Genomic DNA, 26969 nt, shown 5'->3' with positions numbered 1-26969 from the left:
AGCGAGCGCTCAGCGGGCGCTCAGTGGTGTCCCTCGGCCCCGTGCAGCGGGAAGCCGGCGATGCCGCGCCAGGCCAGGGAGGTCAGCAGGTGCAGCGCGGTGTCCCGGGACACCTGGCTGTCGCTGGCCAGCCAGTTCCGGGCCACGATCTGCGAGAGCCCGCCCAGGCCCACCGCCAGCAGCATCGCCTGGTCGCGCGGCAGCCCGGTGTCCTCGGCGATCACCTCGCTGATCGCCTCCGCGCACTGGAGCGAGACCTTGTCCACCCGCTCGCGCACGGCCGGCTCGTTGGTCAGGTCCGACTCGAAGACCAGCCGGAACGCGCCGCCCTCGTCCTCGACGTAGGCGAAGTACGCGTCCATCGTCGCCTCGACGCGCTTCTTGTTGTCGGTGGTGGACGCCAGCGCGCCGCGCACGGACTGCAGCAGCGCCTCGCAGTGCTGGTCCAGCAGTGCCAGGTACAGCTCCAGCTTCCCGGGGAAGTGCTGGTAGAGCACCGGCTTGCTGACGCCGGCCCGTTCGGCGATGTCGTCCATGGCAGCGGCGTGGTAGCCCTGCGCGACGAAAACCTCCTGGGCCGCGCCGAGCAGTTGCTCCCGTCGGGCCCGGCGGGGCAGGCGGGTGCCGCGCGGCCGTGCCTGGGTCTGCTCGATGGCTGTCACGCCGCCTCCCAAATCGTGGTCGAGGATTCTCGACAGAGGTCGATGAGTGTCGGGGTTGTCGGGGGTCTCGGGGTGTCGGGGTCACGTGAGGACGTCGGGGACGTCGGTGAACGTCCGGGAACACTGTCGGAACGCTGCCGGAACCCCTCCGGTCACGCCGAATGGCGCAACGAGGTGTGCCGCGGTGGCCATCGTACGTTTGGGTAACGTCACCGCGCGCCGCGCGAGCGGACATTCTCACTTCCTGGGACCCCTCAGCGGTAGTCCTCCTCGTCCAGGTCCACCACCCGCCGCTGCTCGGCGGAGTCCGCCGGGTCCGCCTCCTCGACCCGGTCGCCGGGCCGCTGGGTGATCGGCTCGTCGCGCTGCTGGAGCAGATCGATGTGCTGCTCGGCGGCGTCGGCCTCGGGTGCCTCCAGATCCAGATCGGCGTTGTCCGAGGTCTGCGCTGCGTCGTCGAACTCGTCCGCTTCCCGCTCGAAGCTCGCGATGTCGTCGGACATGGCGCCTCCTTTTCTGCCGTGACCTACGATCCTCCTTCTGCCTCCCCTGCGCTCCTTCTGACCGGTTGTGGCCGCAACCACACAAGCACCCGCGTGATCGTCTCGTAACATCGGAGCATGCGCTCGACCGAGACAGCCGAAGCGGCCGCCGTGGCCGCGACCGTGCCCCCCGCCGGACCGGTGCTCGCGGACGGCGAATCGGCCCGGACCGTGCGACTGGCGGGGCTCAGCCTGGTGGTGCGCTCCCGCGCGTTGCCGGCCGGCGCCGAGCCCGCGCTGTACGTGCACGGACTCGGCGGTTCCTCGCAGAACTGGTCGGCCCTGATGGACAAACTGGCCGGAATCGTCGACAGCGAGGCGCTGGACCTGCCGGGATTCGGCCATTCACCGCCGCCCGACGACGGCAACTACTCCCTGGCCGGACACGCCCGCGCGGTGGTGCGGCTGCTCGACGCCGAGCGCCGCGGCCCGGTGCACCTGTTCGGCAATTCGATGGGCGGCGCGGTCGCCGTCAAGGTGGCCGCGGCCCGGCCGGACCTGGTGCGCACCCTCACCCTGGTCTCGCCCGCGATGCCCGAGGTGCCGCCGCAGCGCACCGCCTGGCCCACCGGCCTCGCCTCGGTGCCCGGCCTGCCCCGGCTCTACATGCGCGCGACCCGCGACTGGCCGGTCGAGCGCCGGGCCGCCGAGCTCTTCGCGCTCTGCTACGGCGACCCGTCGGTGATCGACGAGCGGACTCGCGCCGAGGCCGCGGCGGAGTACCAGCGGCGGCTGGAGCTGCCGTACTTCTGGGACGCCATGATCCGCTCCACCCGCGGGATCGTGAACGCGTACACCCTCAGTGGGCAGCACGCGCTGTGGCGGCAGGCCGAGCGGGTGCTCGCGCCGACCCTGCTGGTCTACGGCGGACGGGACAAGCTGGTGTCGATCAAGACCGCCCGCCGGGCCGGCCACGCCTTCCGCGACTCGCGGCTGCTGACCATTCCGGACAGCGGGCACGTGGCGATGATGGAACACCCGGAACTGGTGGCCCGGGCCTTCCGCGCCCTGCTGGACGAACGGGCCGGTGTACCGGGACGTACGGAGCCCGGCACCGGCCCGTCGGCCGCGGTGGCCGGGAGCTGAGCGCGGGAGTGGGCAGGCACAGCGCGAACGACGACGGCCCCGACGGCCTGGGCGACCTGGACGGCTTTGCGGGCCTGAACGGCTTGGGCGGCCTGGGCGGACTGAACGGCCTGAACGGCCTGAACGACTTCGACGGCCGCGACGAACCCGGCGGATCGAGGCCGGCGCCCCCGATACCGACATCACCCATGGCGGCCCCCGGCACCGGACGCAGGCGCCGCGATCCCGGCGGTCCGCTGGCCCGCCCCCTGACCGGCCGCGTCACCGGCCCCGAGCCCTTCGCGGACCCGTTCGCCGAGCCCTTTCCGGCGCCTTCCGTGCGCCCACTCCCGCTCGCGGACCCGTACCCGGACGACCCGTCCGACACCGGCGGCTTCGCGGCGGTCCGCCCGGCCGCCGGGCACCCCGAGCACCGCGAGCACACCGCCTGGGGGCGGCCGGGCGGCTGGACGGCCTCCGGCGGGCGCGGGCGGCGGTCCGCGCCGGACCCGGTCGAGTCCTGGGCCGAGGACTGGGCGGCGTACGACACCGGCCCGGCGCTACGGCCCCCCGCGCTCGGCGGTCCGGCCGGTTCGGCCGCCGGACGCGTGATTCCGGCCACCGCGGGCGGCGGAGCGTTGCGGGCCCAGGGCGGCGTGCCCCGGCCCCGGCAGGAGTTCCTGGACGCCTTCGACGCGCCCGCGCGGAGCGACGTACGACCGGGGCAGGACGATCCGGCGGCCGGACGTACGGATCCGGCGGGTGCGGACATCACACCGGACGCAACGAACAAGAAGGACAAAGCGGGCAAGGCGGGTAAGCCGGCCAGGACTTCCGGCGGGCCCGAGGCGGCCGAAGCCGCGCCCGACGGTGCCAAGGGCGGCGGAAAGGCCCGCGCCCTCGGCGGAGTCGCGGCCGCCGCGGTGGTCACCGTGCTCGCCGTGGTCGCCGCCGGACAACTCGCCGAAGGTGAGAAGAAGCACAGCCGGCCGGACGGGAAGGACCCCGCGACCAGGTCCACCCCGGAGGGGGCGACCGGTACGGCGACCTCCGCGGCGACCGGTGCCGTGCCCCGGGCCGCCGCCCCCGCGGTGACCGCGACGGCCGCCCCCGGATACGACGCGCTCATGGCCCGCCAGTACCCGCTGGACCCACGGCTGAGCCTGTCCGGCGCCTTCGTGACGGTGCCCGGCCACCAGGCCGCCCCCGGCCGCGGCAAGGTGATGCGGGTGCGGGTCGACGTGGAGCGGGGCCTGCCGCTGGACCCCGGCCTGTTCGCCGACGCGGTCTACAAGACCCTGAACGACCCGCGCAGTTGGGGCCACGGCGGCACCATGACCTTCGAGCGGGTGTCAACCGGCCCCGCGGACATCGTGATCACCCTCGCCAGTCCCGGCACCACCGCCAAGTGGTGCGCGAAATCCGGGCTGGACACGGTGGCTGAAAACGTGTCATGCGACTCGGCGTCGACTCCGCGCACCATGATCAACGCCTACCGGTGGGCGCAGGGCGCCGCCACCTACGGCCCCGCGCGGATGCACGCCTACCGCCAGATGCTCATCAACCACGAGGTCGGCCATCGCCTCGGGCACGGTCACGTGGGCTGCCCGGCGCCCGGCGCGCCGGCCCCGGTGATGATGCAGCAGACCAAGTTCCTGTCGCTGGACGGCGGTCCCACCTGCCGCCCCAACCCGTGGCCGTTTCCGTAACTCGTCCCGCTTGTCCCACGGTTCCCGTACCACATCCGCACCATCTCCATAAGCCACACTTGGAGATGTCATTGATGTGCCTTTGACATCCGGGCGGACCGCGCTGCACGCTTGCGGCATGTCCTACCGACCCGCACCGCCGCCGTGCCGCGCCGCCATCGAGCTGGCGCTCATCGGTGTTGCCGCGCACAGCGTGGCCGACGTGCACTGTCGCTGACAACGATTTCCGGCGCCCCCGCGTCGAGGTACACCGCGCGTCCGTACGCGTGCCGTCCCTCCGCCCAGGGCGCCCTTCCGGCGGGCCCGTCCGCCATCCCCCGCCGCGGGCGCGTGCGTGTGCGCCCACCCAGCGACGCAACGCTGCCCGCGCATTTTCCGAAGTGGCCGAAAAGCGGCCCGAAAGGTTCACCCATGCCTCACCTGCCTCTTGTATCGCACCGGACCTCGACCAGGATCGGAGTGATCGTCGTCGGTCTGGCCCTTGCCGGAGGGACCGCCGCCTGCGGACCCAAGAGCGGTGGCGGCGCCAAGGCGGCCGACGCGAGCCCGCACCGGGGCGGCACCCTCTACGTCCTGAACAACCAGGCGCAGGAGGACTTCGACCCGGCCCGCCTCTACACCTCCGGCGGCGGCAACGTGCCCTCGCTCGTCTACCGCACCCTGACCACCCGCAACCGGGCCGACGGCGCGGCCGGCTCCAAGGTCGTCCCCGACCTGGCCACCGACACCGGCGAGCCGAGCCAGAACGCGACCGTGTGGACGTACCACCTCAAGGACGGCCTGACCTACGAGGACGGCACGCCCATCACCACCGCCGACATCAAGTACGACATCGAGCGCTCCTTCGCCCCCGAACTGTCCGGCGGCGCCCCCTACCTGCGCGACTGGCTGGTCGGCGCGGCCGGCTACCAGGGCCCGTACAAGGACCCCAAGGGCCTGTCCGCGATCCAGACGCCGGACGCGAAGACCATCGTCTTCCACCTGAACAAGCCCGAGGGCGAGTTCCCGCTGCTGGCCACGCAGACCTCGTTCGCACCCGTGCCCAAGGCCAAGGACACCGGCGTCAACTACGCCGAGCACCCGGTCTCCTCCGGCCCGTACCGGGTCGTCAAGAACGAGAACAACGGCGAGCACCTGGTGCTGGTCCGCAACCCGCACTGGTCGGCGGCCACCGACAGCCAGCGCAAGGCGTACCCCGACACCATTGACGTGCAGTCCGGGCTCGACCAGGCGGTCATCGACCAGCGGCTGTCGGCAGGTGTCGGCAAGGACGCGGACGCCGTCACCACCGACACCAACCTCGGCCCGGCGGAGCTGGCGAAGATCACCGGCGACAAGAACCTGGCCTCGCGGGTCGGCACCGGCCACTTCGGCTACACCGACTACATCGCCTTCAATCCGAAGGTGAAGCCGTTCGACAACATCAAGGTGCGCGAGGCCATCGCCTACGCCGTCAACCGCACCACTGTCATCAACGCCCAGGGCGGCTCCTCGCTCAACGAGCCGGCCACCACCTTCCTGCCCCCGCAGGCGTCCTTCGGCTACACGCCCTACGACCCGTTCCCGGCCGGGGCGACCGGCAACCCGGCCAAGGCCAAGGAGCTGCTGAAGGAGGCCGGCTACCCGAACGGCCTGACCGTCAGCCTCACCCACGACGTCACCAAGGGCGACGAACAGGGCCCCGAGGTCGCCACCGCCATCCAGGAGGCGCTCAAGCTCGCCGGCATCACCGTCAAGCTCGACGGCCAGGAGCACAACGCCTTCAGCGACAAGGTGCACGACCTGAAGACCGAGCCCGGCTTCTTCCTGGCCGGCTGGGGCGCCGACTGGCCGTCCGGCGGCCCCTTCCTCGGCCCGATCTTCGACGGCCGGCAGATCGTCAGCGGCGGCTCCAACTTCAACAACGCGCAGCTCGACGACCCGGCCGTGAACAACGAGATCGACGCCATCAACAAGATCACCGACCTGAAGGCCGCCGCCGTCCGCTGGGGCGCCCTGGACAAGAAGATCGGCGAGCAGGCGCTGACCGTGCCGCTCTACCACCCGGTCTACAAGCGGCTGTTCGGCAAGAACATCCGCAACGTGGTGATCAGCGACTGGACCGGCGTGCTGGACATCTCCCAGGTCGCGGTGAAGTGACGCCGTGACACTCGACGCAATGGCGGCCGTCGAGGCCGGGACCGGTGCCACCGCGCCGGTCCCGGCCTCGGGGGCCCGGCAGATCTGGCGACGGCTGCGCACCCGGCGCGCGGCAATGGCCGGCGGCGCCGTCGTCCTCCTGCTCGCCCTGGCCGCGGTGGGCGCACCCCTGCTCGCCGCGATCGAGGGCCAGGACACCACCACCTACCACGCGAACCTGGTGGACTCCGCGGCCGGCGGAGTGCCCCTCGGGCACCTCGGCGGCATCAGCGGCAGCCACTGGCTGGGCGTCGAACCCGGCACCGGGCGCGACCTGTTCGCCCGCCTCGTCTACGGCGCCCGCGTCTCGCTGGGCATCGCGCTCGCCGCCACCGCGCTCCAGGTGGTCATCGGGGTGGCCCTCGGGCTCGCCGCGGGCCTGGGCACCCGCTGGGTGGACTCGCTGCTCAGCCGGATCACCGACGTGTTCGTGGTGATGCCCGCGCTCATCCTCGCCATCGCGCTGCTCGCGGTGGTGCCCGGCGGCTTCCCGCGCCCGGTGCTGCTCGCCCTCGTGCTCGGCCTGCTCGCCTGGGGCGGCTTCGCCAAGATCGTCCGCGCCCAGGTGCTCACCCTGAAGTCCCTGGACTACGTGGCCGCCTCCCGGCTGGCCGGCTCCTCGCCGTGGCGCACCGCCCGCCGCGAGATGCTGCCCGCCCTGGTCGCGCCCGTGCTCACCTACGCGGCGGTGACCCTCCCCACCAACATCGTCTCCGAGGCCGGCCTGTCCTTCCTCGGCATCGGCGTGGTCCCGCCCACCCCTTCCTGGGGCCAGATGCTCTCCAGCGCGACCACCTGGTACCAGGCCGACACCTCCTACGTCGTGATACCGGCCCTCATGGTCTTCGTCACCGTGCTCGCCTTCACGGTGCTCGCCGAGGGCATCAGGACCGCGCTCGACCCGCGCGCGGCGGCCCGGCTGCGGGTGGGCACGAAGGCGGGGTCCCGGGCGGGAGCCGCCGCCATGGACGCGGAAAAGGAATCGGGCGCCATGGGCGCGCGAAAGGCGTCGGACGCCGTGCCGGGCACGCGGGCGCGTACCGATGCACGTACCGATTCGGGTCCCGACACCCGCAGCGATTCCCGCCACCAGGACGCGGGCGGTGAGGGCGCGTGACCCGCTTCCTGCTGCGCCGCTCCGTGCAGGCCCTGTTCGTCCTGCTGGCGCTGGCCGCCGTGCTCTACGCGGTCTTCTACCTGGCGCCCGGCGACCCGGCCCGGCTGGCCTGCGGCCCCAAGTGCTCGGTCGCGCAGGTCCAGCAGGTCCGCACCCAGATGGGCCTGGACGATCCGGTGTACGCGCAGTTCTGGCACTTCCTGCGCGGCATCGTGGCCGGCCACACGTACAGCACCGGCACCGGCGCGCTGCACTGCCCGGCGCCGTGCCTGGGCCAGTCCTACCGGACCGGCGAACTCGTCACGTCCATCGTCGGCGAGAAGCTGCCGGCCACCGCCTCGCTCGCGCTGGGCGCCATGGTGCTGTGGCTGATCATCGGCGTCGGCACCGGCCTGGTCTCGGCGCTGCGCCGCGGCGGCATCGTCGAACGGCTGCTCACCGCGTTCACCCTGGTGGGCGTGGCGACCCCGGTGTTCATCACCGGCATCCTGCTGCTCCTGGTGTTCTGCGCCTGGCTGCAGTGGCTGCCGTACCCGTCGTACGTCCCGCTGACCGACGACCCCCAGCAGTGGGCCTGGAACCTGCTGCTGCCCTGGCTGGCGCTCGCGCTGGTCGAGGCCGCCAAATACGCCCGGCTGACCCGCTCCTCGCTGCTGGAGACCCTGGCCGAGGACCACATCCGGACCTTCCGCGCGTACGGCGTCGGCGAGCGGGCCATCGTCCGCCGGCACGCCCTGCGCGGCGCGCTCGCCCCGGTGATCGCGCTGTCCGCGCTCGACCTCGGCACCATCTTCGGCGGCGCGCTGCTCACCGAGACCCTGTTCGGCATCCCCGGCCTCGGCCAGCAGCTCGTGCAGTCCGTCCAGCTCAAGGATCTTCCCGTGATCGTCGGAATCGTGCTCGTGATGGGCCTCGCGGTGGTGGTCGCCAACGCGCTGGCCGACGTCCTCTACGCCCTCGCCGACCGGCGGGTGGTGCTGCGATGACCACCGCGAGCACGGCGGCCACGGCGCCGGACCCGACCGCCGAGCCGCTGGTCCGGGTCGCCGGCCTGCGGGTCGAATTCCCCACCGCCGGGGGCCTGGTACGGGCCGTGGACGGGCTGGACTTCACCCTGGCCGCGGGTGGCGCGCTCGGCCTGGTCGGCGAGTCCGGCTCCGGCAAGAGCGCGACCGCCTACGCACTGCTCGACCTGCACCGGGGGACCGGCGCGCGGGTCACCGGCTCGGTCCGGGTGGCCGGCACCGACGTGCTGGCCGCCCCCGACGCCGAACTGCGCCGCCTGCGCGGCGGGGTGGCGGCCATGGTCTTCCAGGACCCGCTGTCCTCCCTCGACCCCTACCAGGCCATCGGCGACCAGATCGCCGAGGTGTACCGGGTGCACCACCGCGCCTCCCGCGCCGCCGCCCGCGCCCGGGCGGTCGCCGTCCTGGACCGGGTCGGCATCCCCGACGCGGCCCGCCGGTCCCGGTCCCGGCCGCACGAGTTCAGCGGCGGCATGCGGCAGCGGGCCCTCATCGCCATGGCGCTGGCCTGCGAGCCGCGCCTGCTCGTCGCCGACGAGCCGACCACCGCCCTCGACGTCACCGTCCAGGCCCAGATCCTCGACCTGCTGCACGAGTTGCGCGCCGAGACCGGGATGGGGCTGCTGCTGGTCACCCACGACCTGGGCGTCGTGGCCGGCAGCGTGGACGAGGTGCTGGTACTCGAAGGCGGCCGCGCGGTCGAGCACGGCCCGGTCGCCGAGCTGCTGAACGCGCCCGCCCAGCCGTACACCAGGGCGCTGCTCGCGGCGGTGCCGAGGCTGGGGGTGCCGGTGCCGGTGGCGGCAGTCGTGGCGGTCACCGAGCCGGCCGAGGGGCCGGTCACCGTACGGGAGCCCGCGCGCGCCACGGCGGACGACGACGGCGACAAGGGCGACGACAACGGCGATGACGGCGAACCACTGCTGCGCGCGGTGGACCTGCGGCGGGAGTTCGGACGCGGGCGGACCGCGTTCACGGCCGTGGACGGGGTGTCGCTGACCGTACGGCCCGGGGAGACGCTGGGCGTCGTGGGGGAGAGCGGCAGCGGCAAGACGACGCTCGGCCGCATGCTGGTGCGGCTGCTGGACCCCACGGCCGGCACGATCCACTACGGCGGCCGGGACATCGCCCGGCTCGGCGAACGCGCCCTGCGGCCGCTGCGGCGCGAACTGCAGATGGTCTTCCAGGACCCGGTCTCCTCGCTCAACCCGCGGCGCAGCATCGGTGAGTCGATCGCCGACCCGCTGCGGGCGGCCGGCGGGATGACGGACGCGCGGATCGTCGCCCGGGTCCGGGAACTGCTGGACCGGGTCGGGCTCGACCCCGACTGGTACCACCGCTACCCGCACGAGTTCAGCGGCGGCCAGCGGCAGCGGGTCGGCATCGCCCGTGCGCTCGCCCCCGAGCCGCGGCTGATCGTCTGCGACGAGCCGGTCTCGGCGCTGGACGTCACCACCCAGGCCCAGGTCGTCGCCCTGCTCGCCGAACTCCAGCGGGACCTCGGCCTCGCCCTGGTCTTCATCGCCCACGACCTCGCCGTCGTGCGCCAGGTCAGCGACCGCGTGGCGGTGATGCGGGCCGGCCGCGTCGTGGAGGAAGGCCCGGTGTCCCAGGTCTACGACGCCCCGCGCGACCCCTACACCAAGGGCCTGCTCGCCGCCGTCCCCGTACTGGACCCGGTGGAGTCCGCCACCCGCCGCACGGCCCGCCGCGCGATACGGGCCCTGGGGGCGGCCGACCCGTCCTGACCCGAGTCACGCTTTCGGGTGGTGCCGACCCGACCGGGGGCGGCCACGGTACGCCCACTGTCCGGGCCTGACCTGCGGTGCGTGCGGGCCGGGCCCGGGCCGGGTACGGGTGGGTCGCGCCCGGCCGGACGCAGTGGCCGTCAGCTCGTCAACGCCGTGGCGCGGCGGAAGTTACGAGATTTCACCCCTTCCGGTGGCACCGCGGACAACCGTCCATCGCGCCACCGCCGTACGGGCATACGGTCGTCGCGTCCCGGGACTCCGGCGGAGCCGCACGGCATCCGCCCGCCGCCGTCCGGCGCCCGGGGGCAGGCCCGCGGGGACGGCTCCGCGGGAAGGACCCGGCACGGCGAAGGGAGGCGCAAAGGTGCGCGTCGCACTGCTCACCGAGGGTGGTTATCCATTCGCGCGCGGTGAAGGCACCGCGTGGTGCGACCGGCTCGTACGCGGCCTGGACCACCACGACTTCGACGTGTACGCGCTGATCCGGTCGTCCGGGACGGAGGCCGGGGGCCGCGTGGACCTGCCGCCGCAGGTGCGGCGGGTGCGGGCGGAACGCCTCTGGGGGGAGCCGCCGGCCGCCGCCCTGACGCCGATCCGAGGCGGCGGCCGGGCGGCCCGGCGCGCCCGCCGGGCGGAATTCCTCTGGCACTACGGCGAATTCGCCGCCGCACTGGCCGGCGGCGCCGCCCTCCCCCCGGCGCCGCGGGCCGAACGCTTCGCCGCGGGCCTGTACGGCCTGGCCCGGGTCGCGGCCGAGGGGGGCGGCCTGCCCGAGCTCTTACGCGGCCCGGACGCGGTCGCCGTCCTTGAGTCCGCGTGCCGCGCCCCAGGGGTCCGGCCCCTGGTCGCCGACATTGTCGTCACCGAACTCCTGACCGTTGCCGGCACCCTGGAACGCCAGCTGCGGCCTCTGTCCGCCCCCTGGTACGGCCCGGCCGACCTGGCCGCGGCCGACCTGTGCCACGCGCTCTCCGGCGGCCCCGCGACCCTCCCCGGGCTGCTGGCCAAACGGTTCTCCGGCACCCCCCTGATCGTCACCGAATACGCCGTCCGCGCCCGCGAAGCCCTGCTCGCCCTCCGCACGGCCCAACTCCCCCCGTCCGCCCGCGCCCTGCTCGGCGCCTACCACCGCCTCCTCGCCGCCGAGTCCTACCGCCAAGCCGCCCTCATCACCTCCGGCTCCACCCACGTCACCCGCTGGCAACTCCGCTGCGGCGCGCGCCCCGAGCGCATCCGCACGATCCACCCGGGCTTCGACCCGGGACGGTTCGCGGGGATGGGAGGAGCGCAGGCCGGCGGGGCTGAGGCCCGGCGAGTCGGTGTCGCGGGGGCCGGCGACGTGGAGGCCGGCGCTGTCGCGCCGAGCGCCTCGGAGGCGGGTGCCGTGGCGACCGGTACCGCGCTGGTGCGGGCCGCAGGGGCCAGCGCTTCTTCGGAAGCCGGTGTTGCCGGCGTCGGTGCGGCGAATGCGAACGCGTCCGAAGCCCGTGCCGCCAGAAGCGGCGTCGCGGCAGTCGGCGGCACACCGGTCCGGGCCGCCAGGGCGAGCGCTCCGGAAGCGGGTGCCACGGGGGCCGACACGGCGACGGCCGACGCAGCGGCCCGGGGTGCGGGCATGCTCGCCGACTCCGCCGGGCGCCCCGTGCTGGTGTGGGTCGGGCGGCCGGATCCGGGCAAGGATCTGGCCGCGCTGCTGCACGCCTTCCTGATGGTGCGGGCGCGGCGGCCGGGGGTGCGGCTGCGGGTCTGCCACCTGCGTACGGGGGATCCGCGGGCGGTTGCGTATCTCGGGCACTGCCGCGCCCTCGCGGACCGGCTCTTCCCGGCAGAGGAGGCGGGCGGATCGGTCGGCTTCGAGGAGATCGGGTCGCCCGGGGGGCCGGACCTCGCGGGCGCCTACGCGGGCGGGGACGTGGTGGTCCTGTCCAGCGGTGCGGAGGGCTTTCCGCTCACCCTGGTCGAGGCGATGTTCTGCGGGCGGCCCACGGTCGCCACGGACGTGGGCGCGGTCCGCGAGGTCGTCGGCGCGACCGGCCTGGTCGTACCGCCGCGCGACCCCCGTGCCCTGGCCGACGCGGTCCTCGCCCTGCTCGCGGCCCCCGACCGGGCCGCCCGGCTCGGTGCGGCGGCCCGCGAACGCGCCCTGGCCCTCTTCACGGTCGAGAGCTGGGTCGCCGCCTTCCGTGAGGGCTACGCGGCGGTGGCCGCCCGGCAGCCCCTGCCGAGCCGCATCGCGCCCCTTCCTCCGACCCGGCGGCCGCCGTCGTTGCCCGCGACGGGCGAGCGGGGACGGACCCGGACCCGCACCGCGGAGAGGGCACGTCCGCCGGCGGCCGGCGCACTCACCGCCGGAGGCGCGCGGCCATGAGGTCGGTGGGGCGGGCCGGAGGCGAATCGGTTTTGCCCGAGGGGCAAGGGGCGCCGGCGCTGCGGCGGCAGGCGGCCGGGGACCCCGTACGGCAGATGATGCGGGCGCACGGCGAGCTGCTGGCCGGGGCGGTGGACGAGTGGGAGATCGCCGCCGGGCTGGAGGCGCGGGGGGTCACGGACGGCGACGCGCGGCGGCTGCGGCAGCCGGACGTGTTCGGGCTCGCCGCGGAGCTGCTGGCGCGGGCACCCAGGACCGTGGCGCGGCTGGACGGGGGGCCGAACCGTACCGAACGGGCCCTGCTGCCCCGGCGCACCGGACTGCGCCACGCGCTGCCCGGGGCCGCCGCCGCGGTGTTCCCGGCGCTGCGCAGCCCGGTCCTCGGGGCCGGCCTCGCCGTGTTCGTCGCCGTCACGGCCTGGGCCGCCCTGCGCAAGGGGCCGCTGGCCGTCCCCCGCGGCGGCGGCGCCCCCTGGGCGTACGCACTGCTCGCGTACGCCCTCTACGGTCCGCAGGCGGTGACCGCCCTGTCCGGCCGGGGACCCTTCGACCCGGCTGCCCAGGTGCCGTCCTTCGCCGCGCTCACCCTCGGCCTGGTCCCGGCGGCCTGCTGGGCGCACTGGCTGGCCGTGCGGTCCCGCGCCCAGCTCGCCCCCAGCCACAGCCTCGCCGACTACGCCGACGCGGTACGCCCCCGCCTCGCCGTCGCCCTCGCCGGGCACGCCGCCGCCCTGGCGGCCCTGCTCGCCCTACTCACCCCCGGCGGACCGCTCGCCGGGCCTGCCGCGCTCGGCCTGCTCCTGTTCGCCGCCCGCCTGCTGTCCGGCCACGGCGAGCCGCTCCCCGCCCTGGCCGCCCTGCGCGGCGCGGCCCTCGCCGAGACCTGCACCCTCGCGGTCGCCCCGCTCGGCCTTCCTCTGCCCGGCACCGCCCCCGAGGCCCTGGCCTGCGGCGCCGCGTTCCTCTTCCTCCTTCCCCCCACCTTCCGCGCACTGTCCCGGCCCGCCCCCCACCACCCCTGACCCACCCGACCCCGTCCCCGACCCCGAGGAGCCCACCGATGTCCGCATCGTGTCCTCTGCATCCCCTCCGTCCCCGCCATTCGTTCGGCCCTTCCCGTCCCCCTCATCCCGCCGCACCGGCACCTGCGGAAAACCCGGCCCACCGCATCCCGGGAGGGCGGCCGTGAGGGTGCTGCTGCTCGGGGCCGACGGATTCCTGGGGCGGCACGTGGCGGAACGGCTGCTGGCCGATCCCGCGGTGCAGCTCACCGCGCTGGGGCGCAGCGATGACGCCGACGTACGGTTCGATCTGGCCGACGGCGCGCCGGGAGTGCTCGCCCGCTTCCTGGACGCGGTGCACCCGGGAGTGGTGATCAACTGCGCGGGCAGCACGCGGGGCAACGCCCGCGAACTGATCCGGCAGAACACCGTGGCGGTGGCCACCGTGTGCGAGGCACTGCGCCGCAGCGCGGTGGCGGCGCGGCTGGTGCAGATCGGCTGCGGCTCGGAGTACGGCCCGTCGCCGGCCGGCGCGTCCACCGGCGAGGACGCGATGCCGCGGCCGGGCGGCCCGTACGGCGTGAGCAAGCTCGCCGGCACCGAGATAGTGCTCGGCTCCGGGCTGGACGCGGTGGTGCTGCGGGTGTTCAGCCCGGTCGGCCCGGGCACGCCGACCGGCGCCCCGCTGGGCCGGATCGCCGAGGCCCTGCGCCGGGCGATGCAGAACGGCGAGCCCGAGCTGAAGCTCGGCGGCCTGACCGCGCAGCGCGACTTCGTGGACGTGCGCGACGTGGCCCGCGCGGTGCACGCCGCCTCGCTGTCGGCCGCGCAGGGCGTGGTGAACATCGGCAGCGGCCGGGCCATCCGGCTGCGCGACATGGCCGCCGCCCTGGCCCACGTGGCCGGCTACGAAGGGGTGCTGCACGAGCTGGACGAGCCGCCGGGCGGCGTACCGGGCGCGCATCCCCCGTACCCCGACGGCTGCGGGCTGTGGCAGCAGGCCGACATCCGTACCGCCCGCGACCGCCTGGGCTGGCGCCCGCGGATCGCCCTGGAGGAGTCGCTGGCCGACGTGTGGATGGAGGCGGCATGCCGCGTCTGACCCCGGGGCCCGGCCTCGTCCGCGCGCGCCGGGCGCCGCTGCGGCCGCGGACCGGTCTGGGCGTGCCCGCCTTCGCCCACCCGCTGGTCGCGCCCGCGGAGTGGGCCGAGCCGGCCCGCCCGGGCACCCCCGTGCACTGGGCGGCCTTCGACGTCTCCGCGGGTCCGGGCGCGCGCCCGGACCCGCTGTACGGCGAGGCGCTGGCCCGTATCCGTGACGCCCGCGCCCATGAGAACGGCGTCCCACTCCTCGGACTGCTGGACGCCGTCCACGGCACCCGGCGGTTCGGCGACCTGGTGCTGGACGCCTCGCGCTACCGGGAGTGGTACCGGGTGGACGGCTTCTACCTGCACCGCGCCCCGATCGGGCGGGACGAGCTGCCCGAGTGCCGCCGCCTGGTCGCCACCTTGCGGGCGCTGCTGGACGGCGGCGGCACCGTCGTCCTGGCGCCGGGCACCCACCCGTATCCGGCCTACGCCGAGCCCGCCGACCAACTGGTCACCTTCGTCGGCCCCTGGGCGCGTTACCGCTGGTCGGAGGCGCCGCCGTGGACCGCGCAGCTCCCGCCGAACCGATTCGCCCACCTGGTGCACGGCGTGCCCCGCCCGCACCTGGACACCGCCCTGCGGATCGCCCGCTGGCAGGGCGCGGCCACCGTTTTTCTCACCGACCGCGACGACCGGTACGGCGCCGACCCCTGGGCCGGCCTGCCGCGCTACTGGCACCAGCTGGTGCGAAAGGTGCGAAATCAGCCGCCGCCCAGCATGTGACCGTAAAGCGTCTCGGTCCGCGGACCCCGGTCTTGGAATGAAGACGGGCGTGGCAGTGTTGAGCGACAAGCAAGTGTGGGCACGTACAGCTCGTACCGAACTGCACGGACTGCCAGATGACCGACCAACCGTATTGCTGAGGTCCCCGTGTCGCTGCCACCCCTGGTCGAGCCGGCCGCCGAGCTCACCGTCGACGAGGTCCGCCGGTATTCGCGTCACCTGATCATCCCCGATGTGGGGATGGACGGGCAGAAGCGGCTGAAGAACGCCAAGGTGCTGTGTGTGGGCGCCGGCGGTCTGGGCTCGCCGGCTCTGATGTACCTGGCCGCGGCGGGCGTGGGCACGCTGGGCATCGTGGAGTTCGACGAAGTGGACGAGTCGAACCTCCAGCGCCAGATCATCCACCGCCAGAGCTCCATCGGCCGCTCCAAGGCGGAGTCCGCCCGGGACACCGTCAAGGAGATCAACCCGTACGTGAACGTGGTGCTCCACGAGGAGCGGCTCGACTCCGACAACGTGATGGAGCTGTTCGCGCAGTACGACCTGATCGTCGACGGCACGGACAACTTCGCCACCCGCTACCTGGTCAACGACGCCGCCGTGCTGCTGAACAAGCCGTACGTGTGGGGTTCGATCTACCGCTTCGACGGCCAGGCGTCGGTGTTCTGGGCCGAGTACGGCCCCTGCTACCGCTGCCTGTACCCGGAGCCCCCGCCGCCGGGCATGGTCCCCTCCTGCGCCGAGGGCGGCGTCCTCGGCGTGCTGTGCGGCTCCATCGGCGCCACCCAGGTCACCGAGGCGATCAAGATCCTCACCGGTGTGGGTGAGCCGCTGGTCGGCCGGCTGATGATCTACGACGCCCTGGAGCAGCAGACCCGCACGGTCAAGGTCCGCAAGGACCCCGAGTGCGCGGTGTGCGGCAAGAACCCGACGGTCAACGAGCTCATCGACTACGAGGCGTTCTGCGGCGTGGTCTCCGAGGAGGCCCAGGAGGCCGCGGCCGGCTCCACGATCACGCCGCAGCAGCTCAAGGCGTGGATCGACGGCGGCGAGAACATCGAGATCATCGATGTCCGGGAGCAGAACGAGTACGAGATCGTCAACATCCCCGGTGCCAAGCTGATCCCGAAGAACGAGTTCATCATGGGCACCGCGCTGGAGCACCTGCCGCACGAGAAGCGCATCGTGCTGCACTGCAAGACCGGTGTCCGCAGCGCCGAGGTGCTGGCCATCGTGAAGTCCGCGGGCTTCGCCGACGCCGTCCACGTCGGCGGCGGCGTGATCGGCTGGGTCAACACGGTCGAGCCGGAGAAGCCGGTCTACTGACCCCTCGAGTACCGCACGTGTAAGGGGCGGCACCCTATGGGTGCCGCCCCTTACTCACTGATGACTGCCGCTACAGGCGGATCGACCAGATGCCGCGGCCGTGGGTGGCGGCGTACACCTTGCCGTCGGGGCCGGACTTGAGCTGGAGGACGGCGACCGCCGGGAGGTTGCCGACCCGCTCCCAGCCGGTGTGGTGCGGGGCGCGGTAGACCACGCCGAGGTCGGTGGCCAGGGCCAGGCCGCCGCCGGGCAGGGCCAGCAGCGCGTCGGTCGGGACGTCGGGCAGGTTCGCCGAGATGTCCTTCCAGGTCGCGCCGGAGTCGGTGGACTCGAAGACGTGGCCGATGCCCGCGCCCGGGCCCTCGGTCCAGTGCCGGGAGAAGCCGTTCACGGCCAGGTAGACGTGCGCGGAGTTCGCCGGGTCGATGGCGAGGCCGGACAGGTACCGGTTGGGCACGGTGCCGTCGACCGGCAGGTCGAGCTGGTGCCAGCCGGTGCCGTCGGCGTTGCCGACCGCGATGCCGCGGGTGAAGCCCTGGTTGTTGCACGGGCCGCACCAGGCCGCGTAGACCTTGCCGCCCTGCGCGGCGACCGCGGTGGCGGTGTGCCCCGCGCCCAGGTCGAAGGCGTTGGTCCACTCGTCGGAGCTGCGGATGGCGTAGCCGTGGGTCTGCACCCACACGTGCCGGCCGCCCGCGATCCAGGTGTTGCCGTCCTGGGTGTCGACGGTCAGCGGCGCGGTGAACCGGGCCTCGCTGGTCGCGTTGTCCGGGGGCGCCACGTCGTAGGAGGTGATCTTGGACGGGTCGGTCACCCAGGAGCCGTCGTTGACCGCGCAGTTCTGGGTGACGTTCACCGCCAGGTACACGTACTCCTGGGCGATGTTGCAGCCGTTGGCCGGGTCGGTGAGGGTGTCGCCGCCGTCGCCGCCGAAGTTCGAGCCCATCACGGTGTCGCCGGCGCGCAGGATGGACTGGCCGTTGTCCTGCAGACCGCCGTTGACCGCGACCCCGCGGCCGGCCGGGTCCTTGCCGATGCCGACCGAGTAGTACTGCAGGGTGTCGATGGTGCCGTCGTTGGTCGACGCCCAGTCGGTGGCGTGGCCGGACGCGTCCTGCGTGCCGTTGACCGGGCGCTTGTAGACGCCGCCGTCGTCGCCGACGTACACGTACGGCTTGCCGTGGAAGGTGCCGATCGCCGCCGCGTGCTGGTCGGCGTGCGTGGTCTGGTTGCAGTCACCCGTCTGCTTGCTCGGGTCGATGCTCCAGCAGGGGAAGTTGAAGTTCCAGTACGGGCCCACGGCCGACCACTTGGCGCCCGCGTCCTTGGTCTCGAAGACCTCTTCCAGGCCCGCGTAGACGTGGTTCGCGTTCGTCGGGTCCACCTGGAGGAACTCGTTGTACCAGGCCTGCACGCCCGGCATGTAGCCCGGGTCGGTGAGCGCCGAGCCGGACTTGACCAGCGTGTTCACGTCGGCGATCTTGTTCCACGCGCCGAACGGGTCACCGTTGCGCGAGACGTAGATGCCGTCCAGGTTGCTGTCCGGGTTGGTGTTGAGCGCGTTCGGCGACTGGACGATGGCGTAGTAGCGCGAGCCGTCCTTGGCCGCGGCGAAGGTCACGTTGCCGACCGTGCCGGCGTCGGTGGGCATCGCGCCGAGCGAGGTGACCTTGGTCCAGGTGCCGTTGACCTTGTGGTAGAAGCCGTTGTAGTCGTCACCACTGCGCCAGCCGATGGCCAGCATGACGTTCGACGGGTTCTTCGGGTCGATCGCCACGTCGTTGGCGATGTTCTTGTACGGCGCGTTCGGGTCGTTCGCCAGCGGGCCGCCCGGCAGGTAGTCCGGGTTCGGCGCGAACTCCAGCTTCCACGGCCCGCTCAGGTCGGTGGTGGAGTGGCTCCACACGCCGTGCGTGGTGGACGCCCAGACCTTGTTGCCGCCGAAGCGCAGGGTGTGGATCGACGTCGAGTCCAGCTCGCTGCCGCCGACCCGGCTGTACTTGCTGAATGTCCCGGTGTGCGGGTTCGTCAGCACGTAGACGCCGCTGCCGAGGTACGCGTCCGCGTTCGTGGTGGCCTCGCCGGTGCCCAGCCACAGCCGGCCGCGGCCGTCCAGCGCGAGGGCGCCGGTGGCCTGCGTCGGGAGCTGGTCGCTGATGGGCTGCCAGTGGCCGCCGCCGGTGGCCGAGCGCCACACGCCGCCGCCCGCGCTGCCCTCGTACACGTAGCCGTCGTCGTCGGCGGCGAGCGCCGAGGTGCGCCCGGTGACCAGGCCGGCGCCGCCGGAGGAGTTCGAGCTGTAGTCGCGGTACCGCGGGTCGTCGGAGTTGTACGGCAGGCCGGTCACGTGGTTCCACTGGCCGCCGGTGCCGGGAAGGGCGTTGAGCTGGTCCCAGGCGGCCGCGAAGGCGCCGGGGGCGATGGTGCCGGGGGAGGTGCGGGCCTCGGCGAACTGGTCCGCTCCCTCGGCGATCTCGTCCGCCTCCTCGGCGCCGTCACCACCGTCACCACCGCCGTCCGCCGCGGTGGCCATGGCGGAGACGGCGCGGGGGTGGGCCGCGGGGTGTCCGGGCGCGGCCCCCGCCGGGATGGCGAACAGCGCGGACAGCGCAGTGATGGCCGAGATCGTCAGCCAACGTCTTTTACGGGTTGTTGCGTTCACGGATTCTCCCTGAACGAGCTGGAATTGAGCCGTTCAGAGCGAACCCGATCACGAACGAAGGATCAAGAGGCGCGGCCGATCACAGATTTGGTTGAAATTTTGGCAAGTACCTGCCACAGACCGGTTCAAGATACGGCAAAGCGTGCGCATCCGGGCGGTGGCCGGCCGGGAACCGGCGGGCCGGGTTCCGCTTACAGCTCGCCCTTCCTGGTCAGGTGGGTGAAGGACAGCCAGCCGGGCAGCACCGGGAGCCAGAAGGTCAGCAGCCGGAAGAACAGCACCGCCGGGGTCGCCACCTCCTTGGGCAGCCCGGCCGCGATCAGGCCACCGGTCAGCGCCAGCTCCACCGCGCCGACCCCGCCCGGGGTGGGCGCCGCCGACCCCAGCGCGTTGCCCGCGAGGAAGACGACGGCGACGGCCGCGTAGCTCAGGTTGCCGCCGAACGCCCGCACGCAGCCGTCCAGGCAGATCACGAAGGTCACGGTCAGCATCAGCGTGCCGCCGATGCCGCTGATCAGCTTCACCGGCCGCTGGAGCACGTCCAGCATCCGCGGCACCACGCCCGCGAACAGCGCCCGTACCCGGGTCGAGACGAACTTGCGCAGCGCCGGCACCGCGGTGACCACCAGCACCAGCACGCCCACGGTCAGCAGTCCGGCCATGACGGTACGGGACGGAGACAGTGACGGCGTCTTCTCGGTGCCGGTGATGTAGCCGAACGTCATCAGCAGCATCACGTGCGCGCCCAGGCCCACGAGCTGCGAGGCGCCCACACTGGCCACCGCCAGCCCCGGCCGCACCCCCGCCTTCTGCAGGTAGCGGGTGTTCAGCGCCACACCGCCGACCGCGGCCGGCGCCACCAGCTTCACGAACGAACCGGCGAGCTGCGCCAGCACCGTGCGCGGCAGCGACAGCTTCTCCGGCACGAAACCGGACAGCGCGAAGGCCGCCGCCACATAACTGGCCGCCGAGCCGAGCACCGCGATCACCGCCCAGCGCCAGTCGGCGTTGGCGATGGCGCTGCCGATCGGCACCGAGCTGAGCTGGGACAACAGGAAATACGCGGCAAAGGCGCCGGCGATCACCGTGACCAGGGTGCGCATCCGGATCCGCTCGAGGCGCACCGGTTCCACCGGCGCCTGAGGGCGAACCCGCAGCACCTCCTGCCGGATCCGGGAGAGCAGGTCGTCCTCGCGCGCCTCCTCCAGCGCGTCGTCTATCGCGCGCTTCTCCGCCTTGTCCTCGGCCTTGCGCTCGGCCTTCGACACCGGTCCGGCCGGCGCCGGCACCGTGACGGCCGGGCCGCGTGCCGCGTGCCGGGCGTCCTCGGCCCGCTTGCGCTCCCGGGCCTCCTTCTCCGCCTCGGACGCGGCCAGCACCGCCTCCCGCTCGCGCTGCGCGCGCTCCCGGGCGAGCTGCTTGAGCTGCCCGCGGGTGTCCCGGCTCAGCGCGATCGGCTGGAGCAGCGGCAGCGAGGCGGCGACCGCGTCGGGGCCGAGGACGGCGACCGCCGCGGCCACCGACCGCTCCGGGCCCACCCGCAGCGACAGCGTGGTCAGCAACTGCGCCACGTCCATCCGCAGCAGGATGTCGCCGGCCGCGATCTCACCGCCGCGCAGGTCGGTCAGGAAGACCCGGCCGGACCGGTCCACCAGCAGCGACTCGCCGACCAGCCGCCGGTGCGCGATCCGCCGCGACTGCAGCGCGCGCACCTGCGTCCACGCCTGGCGCATCAGCTCGTCGCTGATCTCCTCGTCCGCCAGCGCGTCCAGCCGGCGCCCGCCGATGTGCTCGTAGACCAGCATCACCGCGTCCGGGCCCAGCTCGGAGGTGGCGATCAGCTTGGGCGCGTTGGCACCGGCGGCGATGGCCGCGTACGCGAGCAGTGCCTCCTGCTCCAGCGCCTGGCGCAGCGAGACCAGGCTGCGCCGCTGGGTGATCCCGCCGACCAGTGCCAGCCGGCGCCAGGCGCGGTAGAAGAAGCCCTGCGCCTGCTGCTCGCGGTCCACCACGGTCACGTCGAGCGGCGGACCGTCCTCCAGCGTCACCAGATACGCCCGGCCCCGGTCCGCGTCCGCGCCGGCCGACGACTCCTCCTCCACCCGGCGCGCGCTCATCGGCGCGAAGCCCACCCGGCGCAGCCCGGCCAGGAGCTGGCGGCCGGTCGGCCGGACGTTCGGCGAGCCGACCGCGTACACCGTGCCGTAGGCGACCGTCCAGCCGATGAGCACGGTCAGCGCGATCGAGAAGGGGGTGGTGTAGCCGCCGACCAGCACCGCGAAGGCGTCCAGCAGCAGCACGAACCACAGCGCGACCCGCCAGCGCGGTCTGCTGGCCATGCCGACCGCGGTCACGTACGCGATCACGGGCGCCAGATAGCCGTGCACGGGGTCGGTGATGCCGTGGCCGGAGGGCGCGTTCTGGGTGAGCGCGTCCCGGATCGGGCCGGGCGCGGAATTCGTCACCCACAAGTCGGTGGCCAGGGCGGTGCCGTGCGCCAGGACGGCGGCCAGCACGCCGTCGGCGACGCGCAGGCCGTCCCGCTTGGCGAGCCGCTCCACCGCGAAGGCGACCGGCACGATCAGCACGCCGATGCTCGCGGCCAGCCCGGCGAAGGACGCCAGCGCGTTGGGCGCGTGGTTCGCGCCCTTGGCGATGTCCGTCTCCAGGCCGGTGGTGGTCGCGTGCGCCACTCCCGCCACGGCCAGCACCACGCCGATGCCGAGCAGGCCGAGCAGGAAACGGACCAGGTCGGCGGGCCGGTGCACCCGGGCGGCGAGGATCGGCTCGTCCACGAAGACGGCGTCGCGGCCGGGGCCGCGGCCCCCGCCCCCGGGTGCTGCGTTGGGCGTGCCGGAGCCGCCGGAATCTCCGGCGTCCTTGGCGGCGGCTTTCCCGGTGTCCTCCCGGTCCGCGGCGTTTTCCGCGTCCTTTGCGGCGGCTTCGTCCGGGGCCCTGCCCGTCTCTTTGGCGGCGGGTTCATGGCGCCCGGCGCCTCCTCCCCGCCGGCCGTCGCCCTGCGGGCCGGGGCCGTCCGGATCGTCGGGGTCGCGGTGGTTCATGCCCGGGCGCTCCGGGGCGGGGTGCTGGTGGGGGCCGTGGTCGGCGCGGTCGCTGCCGTCCGGCCGGTCGGTCCGGTCCGGCCGGCCGGGGTCGGACGGGGCGTCCTCACGGTGACCGTTCCGGCGTTCGGGGTCCGGGTTTCCGGGCAGCCCGCCGAGAGCGCCGGTGGCCTCGTTGGCCTCCTGCGCGCCCGTGTGGTCGCCTGCCGTCTCTTCTTGATCGCGTATCACCAGTCACCGCCCGGACGATGGTGGCATGAGCGGTGTGCGGATGGGACCGTAACCCCCCGTTGTCGGTGGCGTGGGGCAGGATTGGCCGGGTGAACGAGGAGTACGGCACCGACGCGCCCCCCGAGTACGCCGAACGGGTGCTGGACGCGGTGGACCTCATCCCACCCGGACGGGTCATGACGTACGGCGACGTCGCCGAATGGGTGGGCGAGGGCGGCCCGCGCCAGGTCGGGCGCGTGCTGTCCCTGTACGGCGGCGGCGTCCCGTGGTGGCGCGTCGTGCGCGCCGACGGAGTGCTGCTGCCCGGCCACGAGTTGCGCGCCCTGGACGAGTACCGCGCCGAGGGCACCCCGCTGCGGCAGACCGGCCCCGCCGCCGAGGGCCACCTGCCGCGCCTCGACATGCGCCGCGCCCGCTGGGACGGCCGCACCCGGGACGCCCCGCAGGACCCGGACCCGCCCGAGCCGCCGGACGCCGAGGACGGCCCGCGGGATTCCCGCGCACAAGGCGCCCGTAAGGCCGCCTCCGGCCGTGCCGCCGCGTCGGCACGCAAAACCACGTCCGGCCGAAACGCGCACGCCAAGGGCGCGGGCAGCGCCCGCGGAGGTGACGGCTACGGCGCCGGGTGACCGCCGGTGTCCCATGTCATCCAGCTTCCGCCATACGCGGGCCGGCCAGAGCACCGGCAGCCCGTTCGGAGCAGTACATCCCACGAACCTCACGAAACCGGCTGACCACGTGAATCCTTCCCCCACCCCTTCGGCATTCCCGGCCACGGCCGCCGGAACCGGCGCGGTCGGCGGATACCGGCTGGTGCGCACCCCGGTCCGGCCCGCGGCCCTTCCTGTGCTGGACGCGGCACAGCGCGCGGTGGTTGAGCACGGGGAAGGACCACTGCTGGTGCTCGCCGGGCCGGGCACGGGGAAGACCACCACACTCGTCGAGGCGGTGCTGGCCCGGCTCGCGGCAGGCACCCCGGCCGACCGGATCCTGGTGCTCAGCTACGGCCGGCGCGCCGCGCTCACCCTGCGCGACCGGCTGACCGAGCGGGCCGCGGGCGCGTACCGGGTGCCGTACGCCACCACCTTCCACTCCCTCGCCTACGGGCTGCTGCGCGCCGGGCAGCCGGCCGAGCGCTACGCCGAGCCGGTACGGCTGCTGTCCGGACCCGAGCAGGACCTGGTGGTACGCGAGCTGCTGGCCGGGCAGCGGACCCTCGCCGACGCCGGGCGGGCGCACATCCGCTGGCCCGACGACCTGCGGGCGGCGCTGACCACCCGCGGCTTCGCGGACGAGGTCCGCGCGGTGCTCGCCCGCACCCGGGAGCTGGGCCTCGGGCCGGTCGCGCTGCGCGACTTCGCCGCCCGCGCCGGCCGGCCCGACTGGCGGGCCGCCGCGGCCTTCCTCGCCGAATACCTCGACGTCTCCGACCTGCACGGGGTCATCGACTACGCCGAGCTGATCCAGCGGGCCGCGCGCCCGGCGCAGGAGGCGGCCGACCGCTACGACGCGGTGTTCGTCGACGAGTACCAGGACACCGACCCCGGCCAGGTCCGCCTGCTGCGGGCGCTCGCCGGCCAGGGCCGCACGCTGACCGTCTTCGGCGACCCCGACCAGGCGATCTACACCTTCCGCGGCGCTGACGTGAACGGCATCCTCGACTTCCCCGAGAGCTTCCCCCGCCGCGACGGCGCCCCCGCGCCCGTCGTGGTGCTCCCCGGCGCCCGCCGGGCCGGCGCCGGACTGCTGGCCGCGTCCCGCCGGCTCACCGACCGCATGCCGCTGCCCCGGCTGCCCGCCGCCGCTGCCCGCGCGCACCGCGGCCCGGTCGCCCACCGCGACGGCGGCACCCTCGCGGTGCGCACCTACCCCACCCCCGGCGCCGAGGTCGACTCCATCGCCGACGTGCTGCGCCGCGCCCACCTGGAGGACGGCTTCGCCTGGTCCGACATGGCGGTCGTGGTCCGCGCGAACTCCGCCCTGGCCCCACTGCGCCGCGCCCTCACCGCCGCCGGCGTCCCCGTCGACCTCCCCCCGGGCGACATCCCCCTGCACGCCGAACCCGCCGTGACCCCCCTGCTGCTCGCCCTTCGCCTGGCCGCGGAGTCGCTGCTGCCGCACGAGGACCCGGCGCCGGACGGCGAGCCGGCTGCGGACGAGGCGGGGCAGACCCCGCGGACCGCCGGCGACGGGCCGCCGCGGGTCGGGGTCGAGGAAGCCATCGCGCTGCTCGGGTCGCCGCTGGGCGGAATGGACGCCTCGGACCTGCGGCGGCTGGGGCGGGCGCTGCGGGAGGAGGAACGGGCCGCGGGGGAGGGGATGCCGCGCAGCTCCGACGTACTGATCGCGGAGGCGCTGGGGCAGCCCGAGCGGCTGGTGGCGCACGACCCGTCGTACGCGCGCGGCGCGCAGCGGCTGGGGCGGCTGCTGCGGGGCGCCCGGCGGGTGCTGGCATCGGGCGGCACCGCCGAGGACGCGCTGTGGCTGCTGTGGACCGGCTCGCCCTGGTCGGCGCGGCTGGAGCGGGCCGCGGCCCGCGGCGGAGCGGCCGGGCGGGCCGCCGACCGGGACCTGGACGCGGTGTGCGCGCTGTTCGAGACCGCGGCCCGCGCCGAGGAACGCAGCGGCGGGCGCGGCGCCCTCAACCTCATCGAGGAGCTGTCCGGCTTCGACATCGCCGCCGACACGACGAGCGGCCGGCCGGCCGTACGCCCCGACGCCGTACGCCTGACCACCGCGCACCGGGCCAAGGGCCGGGAATGGCGGCTGGTCGTGGTGGCGGGCGTCCAGGAGGGCGTGTGGCCCGACCTGCGCCGCCGCGGCACCCTGCTGGAGGCGGACCGGATCGGCCGGGACGGCCTGGCCCCGCCGCTCACCGCGGGCGCCCTCCTCGCCGAGGAACGCCGGCTGTTCTACGTGGCCGTCACCCGGGCGAGCGAACGCCTCCTGGTCACCGCCGTACGGCAGGCCGCCGAGGACGGCGACCAGCCCTCCCGCTTCCTGGCCGAACTCGGCGTCAAACCGGTCGACGTGCTGCAACGCCCGCGCCGCCCGCTCGCGGTCTCCGCGCTGGTGGCCGAACTGCGGGCGACCACCGTGGACCCGAACGCCTCACCCGCGCTGCGCGAAGCGGCCGCCCGGCGGCTGGCCACGCTCGCCGCCCTCAACGACGACGGCCACGCGCTGGTCCCGGCCGCCCACCCGGACCGCTGGTGGGGCCTGTACGAGCCGACCCGCTCCGGGACGCCGCTGCGCGACCGCGAGGAGCCCGTCGTGCTGTCCGGCAGCGCCCTGGACCAGCTCGTCAACACCTGCTCCCTCCAGTGGTTCCTCGGCCGCGAGGTGAAGGCCGAGCCGCCGGCCACCGCCGCCCAGGGCTTCGGCAACGTCGTGCACGTCCTGGCCGACGAGGTCGGCTCCGGCCGTGCCCCCGCCGACCTGGACGTCCTGATGTCCCGGCTGGACAAGGTGTGGGACTCCCTGGCCCACGACGCCCCCTGGAAGTCCCGCCAGGAGAAGGACGGCGCCCGCGCGGCCCTGGACCGCTTCCTGCGCTGGCACGTCATGGAACGCGGCCGCCAACCCGTCGGCACCGAGCACGAATTCGACGTCACCCTCAGCGTCGGCGACGCCCAGGTACGCATTCGCGGCACCATGGACCGCGTCGAGACCGACGCCTCCGGCCAGGCCTACGTGGTCGACTTCAAGACCGGCCGCGCCAAACCCACCGGCGCCGAGGTCGCCCACCACCCCCAGCTCGCCGTCTACCAGCTCGCCGTCCGCGAAGGCGCCGTCGACCCCCTCTTCGGCGGCGAACGCCCCCCCACCGGCGGCGCCGAACTCGTCCACCTCCGCCTCGGCGCCCCCACCCGCGACGGCGGCGACACCCTCCCCGCCACCCAGCACCAACCCCCCCTCACCGGCGAATGGGCCGGCGACCTCCTCGCCCAAGCCGCCGGCCGCGTCCTCGACGAACGCTTCACCCCCCACTCCGGCCAACACTGCGCCCACTGCGCCTTCCGCTCCTCCTGCACGGGCCACGCAGAGGGCCGCCAGGTAGTGGAATAGCGGGAGCTGAGCGCCCCGCAGGGGCGCGGGTCCAAAGGCGTGCGGGTCCCCCCGGGCACCCAAGGGGCGCGGGGCTGTAGTTGATATGCGGCTGGCGCCGCGCGAGCGCGCGCAACCACCGACGACAGGTGGTCCGGAGACGACAGTAAGTGCCCCTTTGGGCCGGTGCGGGTCCCCCCGGGCGCCCAAGGGGCGCGGGGAACTGCGCGAGCAACCCACCACCGACAGGTGATCCGGAGACGTCAGCAACCACCCCTCCGGGCCGCTAACGACCCGCACCCGGAATCCGGCCCGGTCGCGCCCAACCCCAACCCCCCCAAGCCCAACCCT

General features: G+C 74.2%; 17 protein-coding genes and 1 pseudogene. 14 read left to right on the top strand and 4 right to left on the bottom strand.

The features are described from left to right. Window positions 1–20 precede the first annotated feature (20 nt). Both ITX44_RS24680 and ITX44_RS24675 read right to left on the bottom strand, forming a co-directional pair. Complete coding sequence (locus ITX44_RS24680; RefSeq protein WP_205359558.1) at window positions 21–662, bottom strand: TetR/AcrR family transcriptional regulator; 642 nt, start codon at window positions 660–662, stop codon at window positions 21–23. A 254-nt stretch (window positions 663–916) separates the two neighbouring features. Further along, complete coding sequence (locus tag ITX44_RS24675) at window positions 917–1165, bottom strand: hypothetical protein (RefSeq protein ID WP_205359557.1); 249 nt, start codon at window positions 1163–1165, stop codon at window positions 917–919. 117 nt (window positions 1166–1282) lie between these two features. Here ITX44_RS24675 and ITX44_RS24670 point away from each other — a divergent pair, with 117 nt between their 5' ends. The 12 genes from ITX44_RS24670 (at window position 1283) to moeZ (ending at window position 16616) form a co-directional block, all read left to right on the top strand. Further along, window positions 1283–2290 carry an alpha/beta hydrolase gene (locus ITX44_RS24670; protein ID WP_205359556.1) on the top strand — a complete coding sequence of 336 codons (1008 nt, stop codon included), beginning with the start codon at window positions 1283–1285 and terminating at the stop codon, window positions 2288–2290. A gap of 8 nt (window positions 2291–2298) precedes the next feature. Continuing rightward, entirely contained in the window at window positions 2299–3978 is a 1680-nt protein-coding gene (locus ITX44_RS24665; RefSeq protein ID WP_307795469.1) for a DUF3152 domain-containing protein, read from the top strand. A 118-nt stretch (window positions 3979–4096) separates the two neighbouring features. Next, on the top strand, window positions 4097–4195 hold the full coding sequence (locus tag ITX44_RS43080) for an Ms4533A family Cys-rich leader peptide (RefSeq protein ID WP_372440984.1): 99 nt from the start codon (window positions 4097–4099) through the stop codon (window positions 4193–4195). A gap of 194 nt (window positions 4196–4389) precedes the next feature. Continuing rightward, entirely contained in the window at window positions 4390–6117 is a 1728-nt protein-coding gene (locus ITX44_RS24660) for an ABC transporter substrate-binding protein (RefSeq protein ID WP_205359555.1), read from the top strand. Between the two features lie 19 nt (window positions 6118–6136). After that, complete coding sequence (locus tag ITX44_RS24655) at window positions 6137–7273, top strand: ABC transporter permease (protein WP_205359748.1); 1137 nt, start codon at window positions 6137–6139, stop codon at window positions 7271–7273. Next, a complete protein-coding gene (locus tag ITX44_RS24650; protein ID WP_205359554.1) occupies window positions 7270–8259 on the top strand; it encodes an ABC transporter permease in 990 nt (329 codons plus the stop codon). The genes ITX44_RS24655 and ITX44_RS24650 overlap by 4 nt, the downstream gene beginning before the upstream one ends. Beyond that, window positions 8256–10046, top strand: a complete 1791-nt coding sequence (locus ITX44_RS24645) for an ABC transporter ATP-binding protein (protein WP_205359553.1) — start codon at window positions 8256–8258, stop codon at window positions 10044–10046. The genes ITX44_RS24650 and ITX44_RS24645 overlap by 4 nt, the downstream gene beginning before the upstream one ends. Window positions 10047–10413: 367 nt before the next feature. Continuing rightward, on the top strand, window positions 10414–12417 hold the full coding sequence (locus tag ITX44_RS24640) for a DUF3492 domain-containing protein (protein WP_205359552.1): 2004 nt from the start codon (window positions 10414–10416) through the stop codon (window positions 12415–12417). 32 nt (window positions 12418–12449) lie between these two features. Next, entirely contained in the window at window positions 12450–13439 is a 990-nt protein-coding gene (locus ITX44_RS24635) for a hypothetical protein (protein WP_205359551.1), read from the top strand. Between the two features lie 163 nt (window positions 13440–13602). Then, a complete protein-coding gene (locus tag ITX44_RS24630; protein ID WP_205359550.1) occupies window positions 13603–14520 on the top strand; it encodes an NAD-dependent epimerase/dehydratase family protein in 918 nt (305 codons plus the stop codon). Continuing rightward, window positions 14508–15290 (top strand): spherulation-specific family 4 protein, encoded by a 783-nt coding sequence (locus tag ITX44_RS24625; protein WP_205359549.1) that lies wholly within the window; start codon window positions 14508–14510, stop codon window positions 15288–15290. Before ITX44_RS24630 ends, ITX44_RS24625 begins: the two co-directional genes overlap by 13 nt. Before the next feature lie 147 nt (window positions 15291–15437). After that, a complete protein-coding gene (moeZ, locus tag ITX44_RS24620; RefSeq protein WP_205359548.1) occupies window positions 15438–16616 on the top strand; it encodes an adenylyltransferase/sulfurtransferase MoeZ in 1179 nt (392 codons plus the stop codon). A 70-nt stretch (window positions 16617–16686) separates the two neighbouring features. Here the strand turns inward: moeZ and ITX44_RS24615 are convergent, their stop codons facing one another. Next, entirely contained in the window at window positions 16687–19278 is a 2592-nt protein-coding gene (locus tag ITX44_RS24615) for a beta propeller repeat protein (RefSeq protein ID WP_205359547.1), read from the bottom strand. 191 nt (window positions 19279–19469) lie between these two features. Further along, a complete protein-coding gene (locus ITX44_RS24610) occupies window positions 19470–22340 on the bottom strand; it encodes a flippase-like domain-containing protein (protein ID WP_205359747.1) in 2871 nt (956 codons plus the stop codon). Window positions 22341–22651: 311 nt separating this feature from the next. On the opposite strand from ITX44_RS24610, the pseudogene ITX44_RS42740 reads away from it, so the two are divergent. Together ITX44_RS42740 and ITX44_RS24600 are read left to right on the top strand one after the other, a co-directional pair. Next, window positions 22652–23005: pseudogene (locus ITX44_RS42740) on the top strand (MGMT family protein); the annotation flags it as partial. Window positions 23006–23309: 304 nt separating this feature from the next. After that, complete coding sequence (locus ITX44_RS24600; RefSeq protein WP_372440983.1) at window positions 23310–26639, top strand: ATP-dependent helicase; 3330 nt, start codon at window positions 23310–23312, stop codon at window positions 26637–26639. Window positions 26640–26969 lie beyond the last annotated feature (330 nt).

Source organism: Actinacidiphila acididurans, from assembly GCF_016918855.1.
GTDB lineage: Bacteria > Actinomycetota > Actinomycetes > Streptomycetales > Streptomycetaceae > Actinacidiphila > Actinacidiphila acididurans.
Note: the sequence above shows the minus strand (reverse complement) of the source record. Positions and strands in the feature narration are given on the sequence as shown.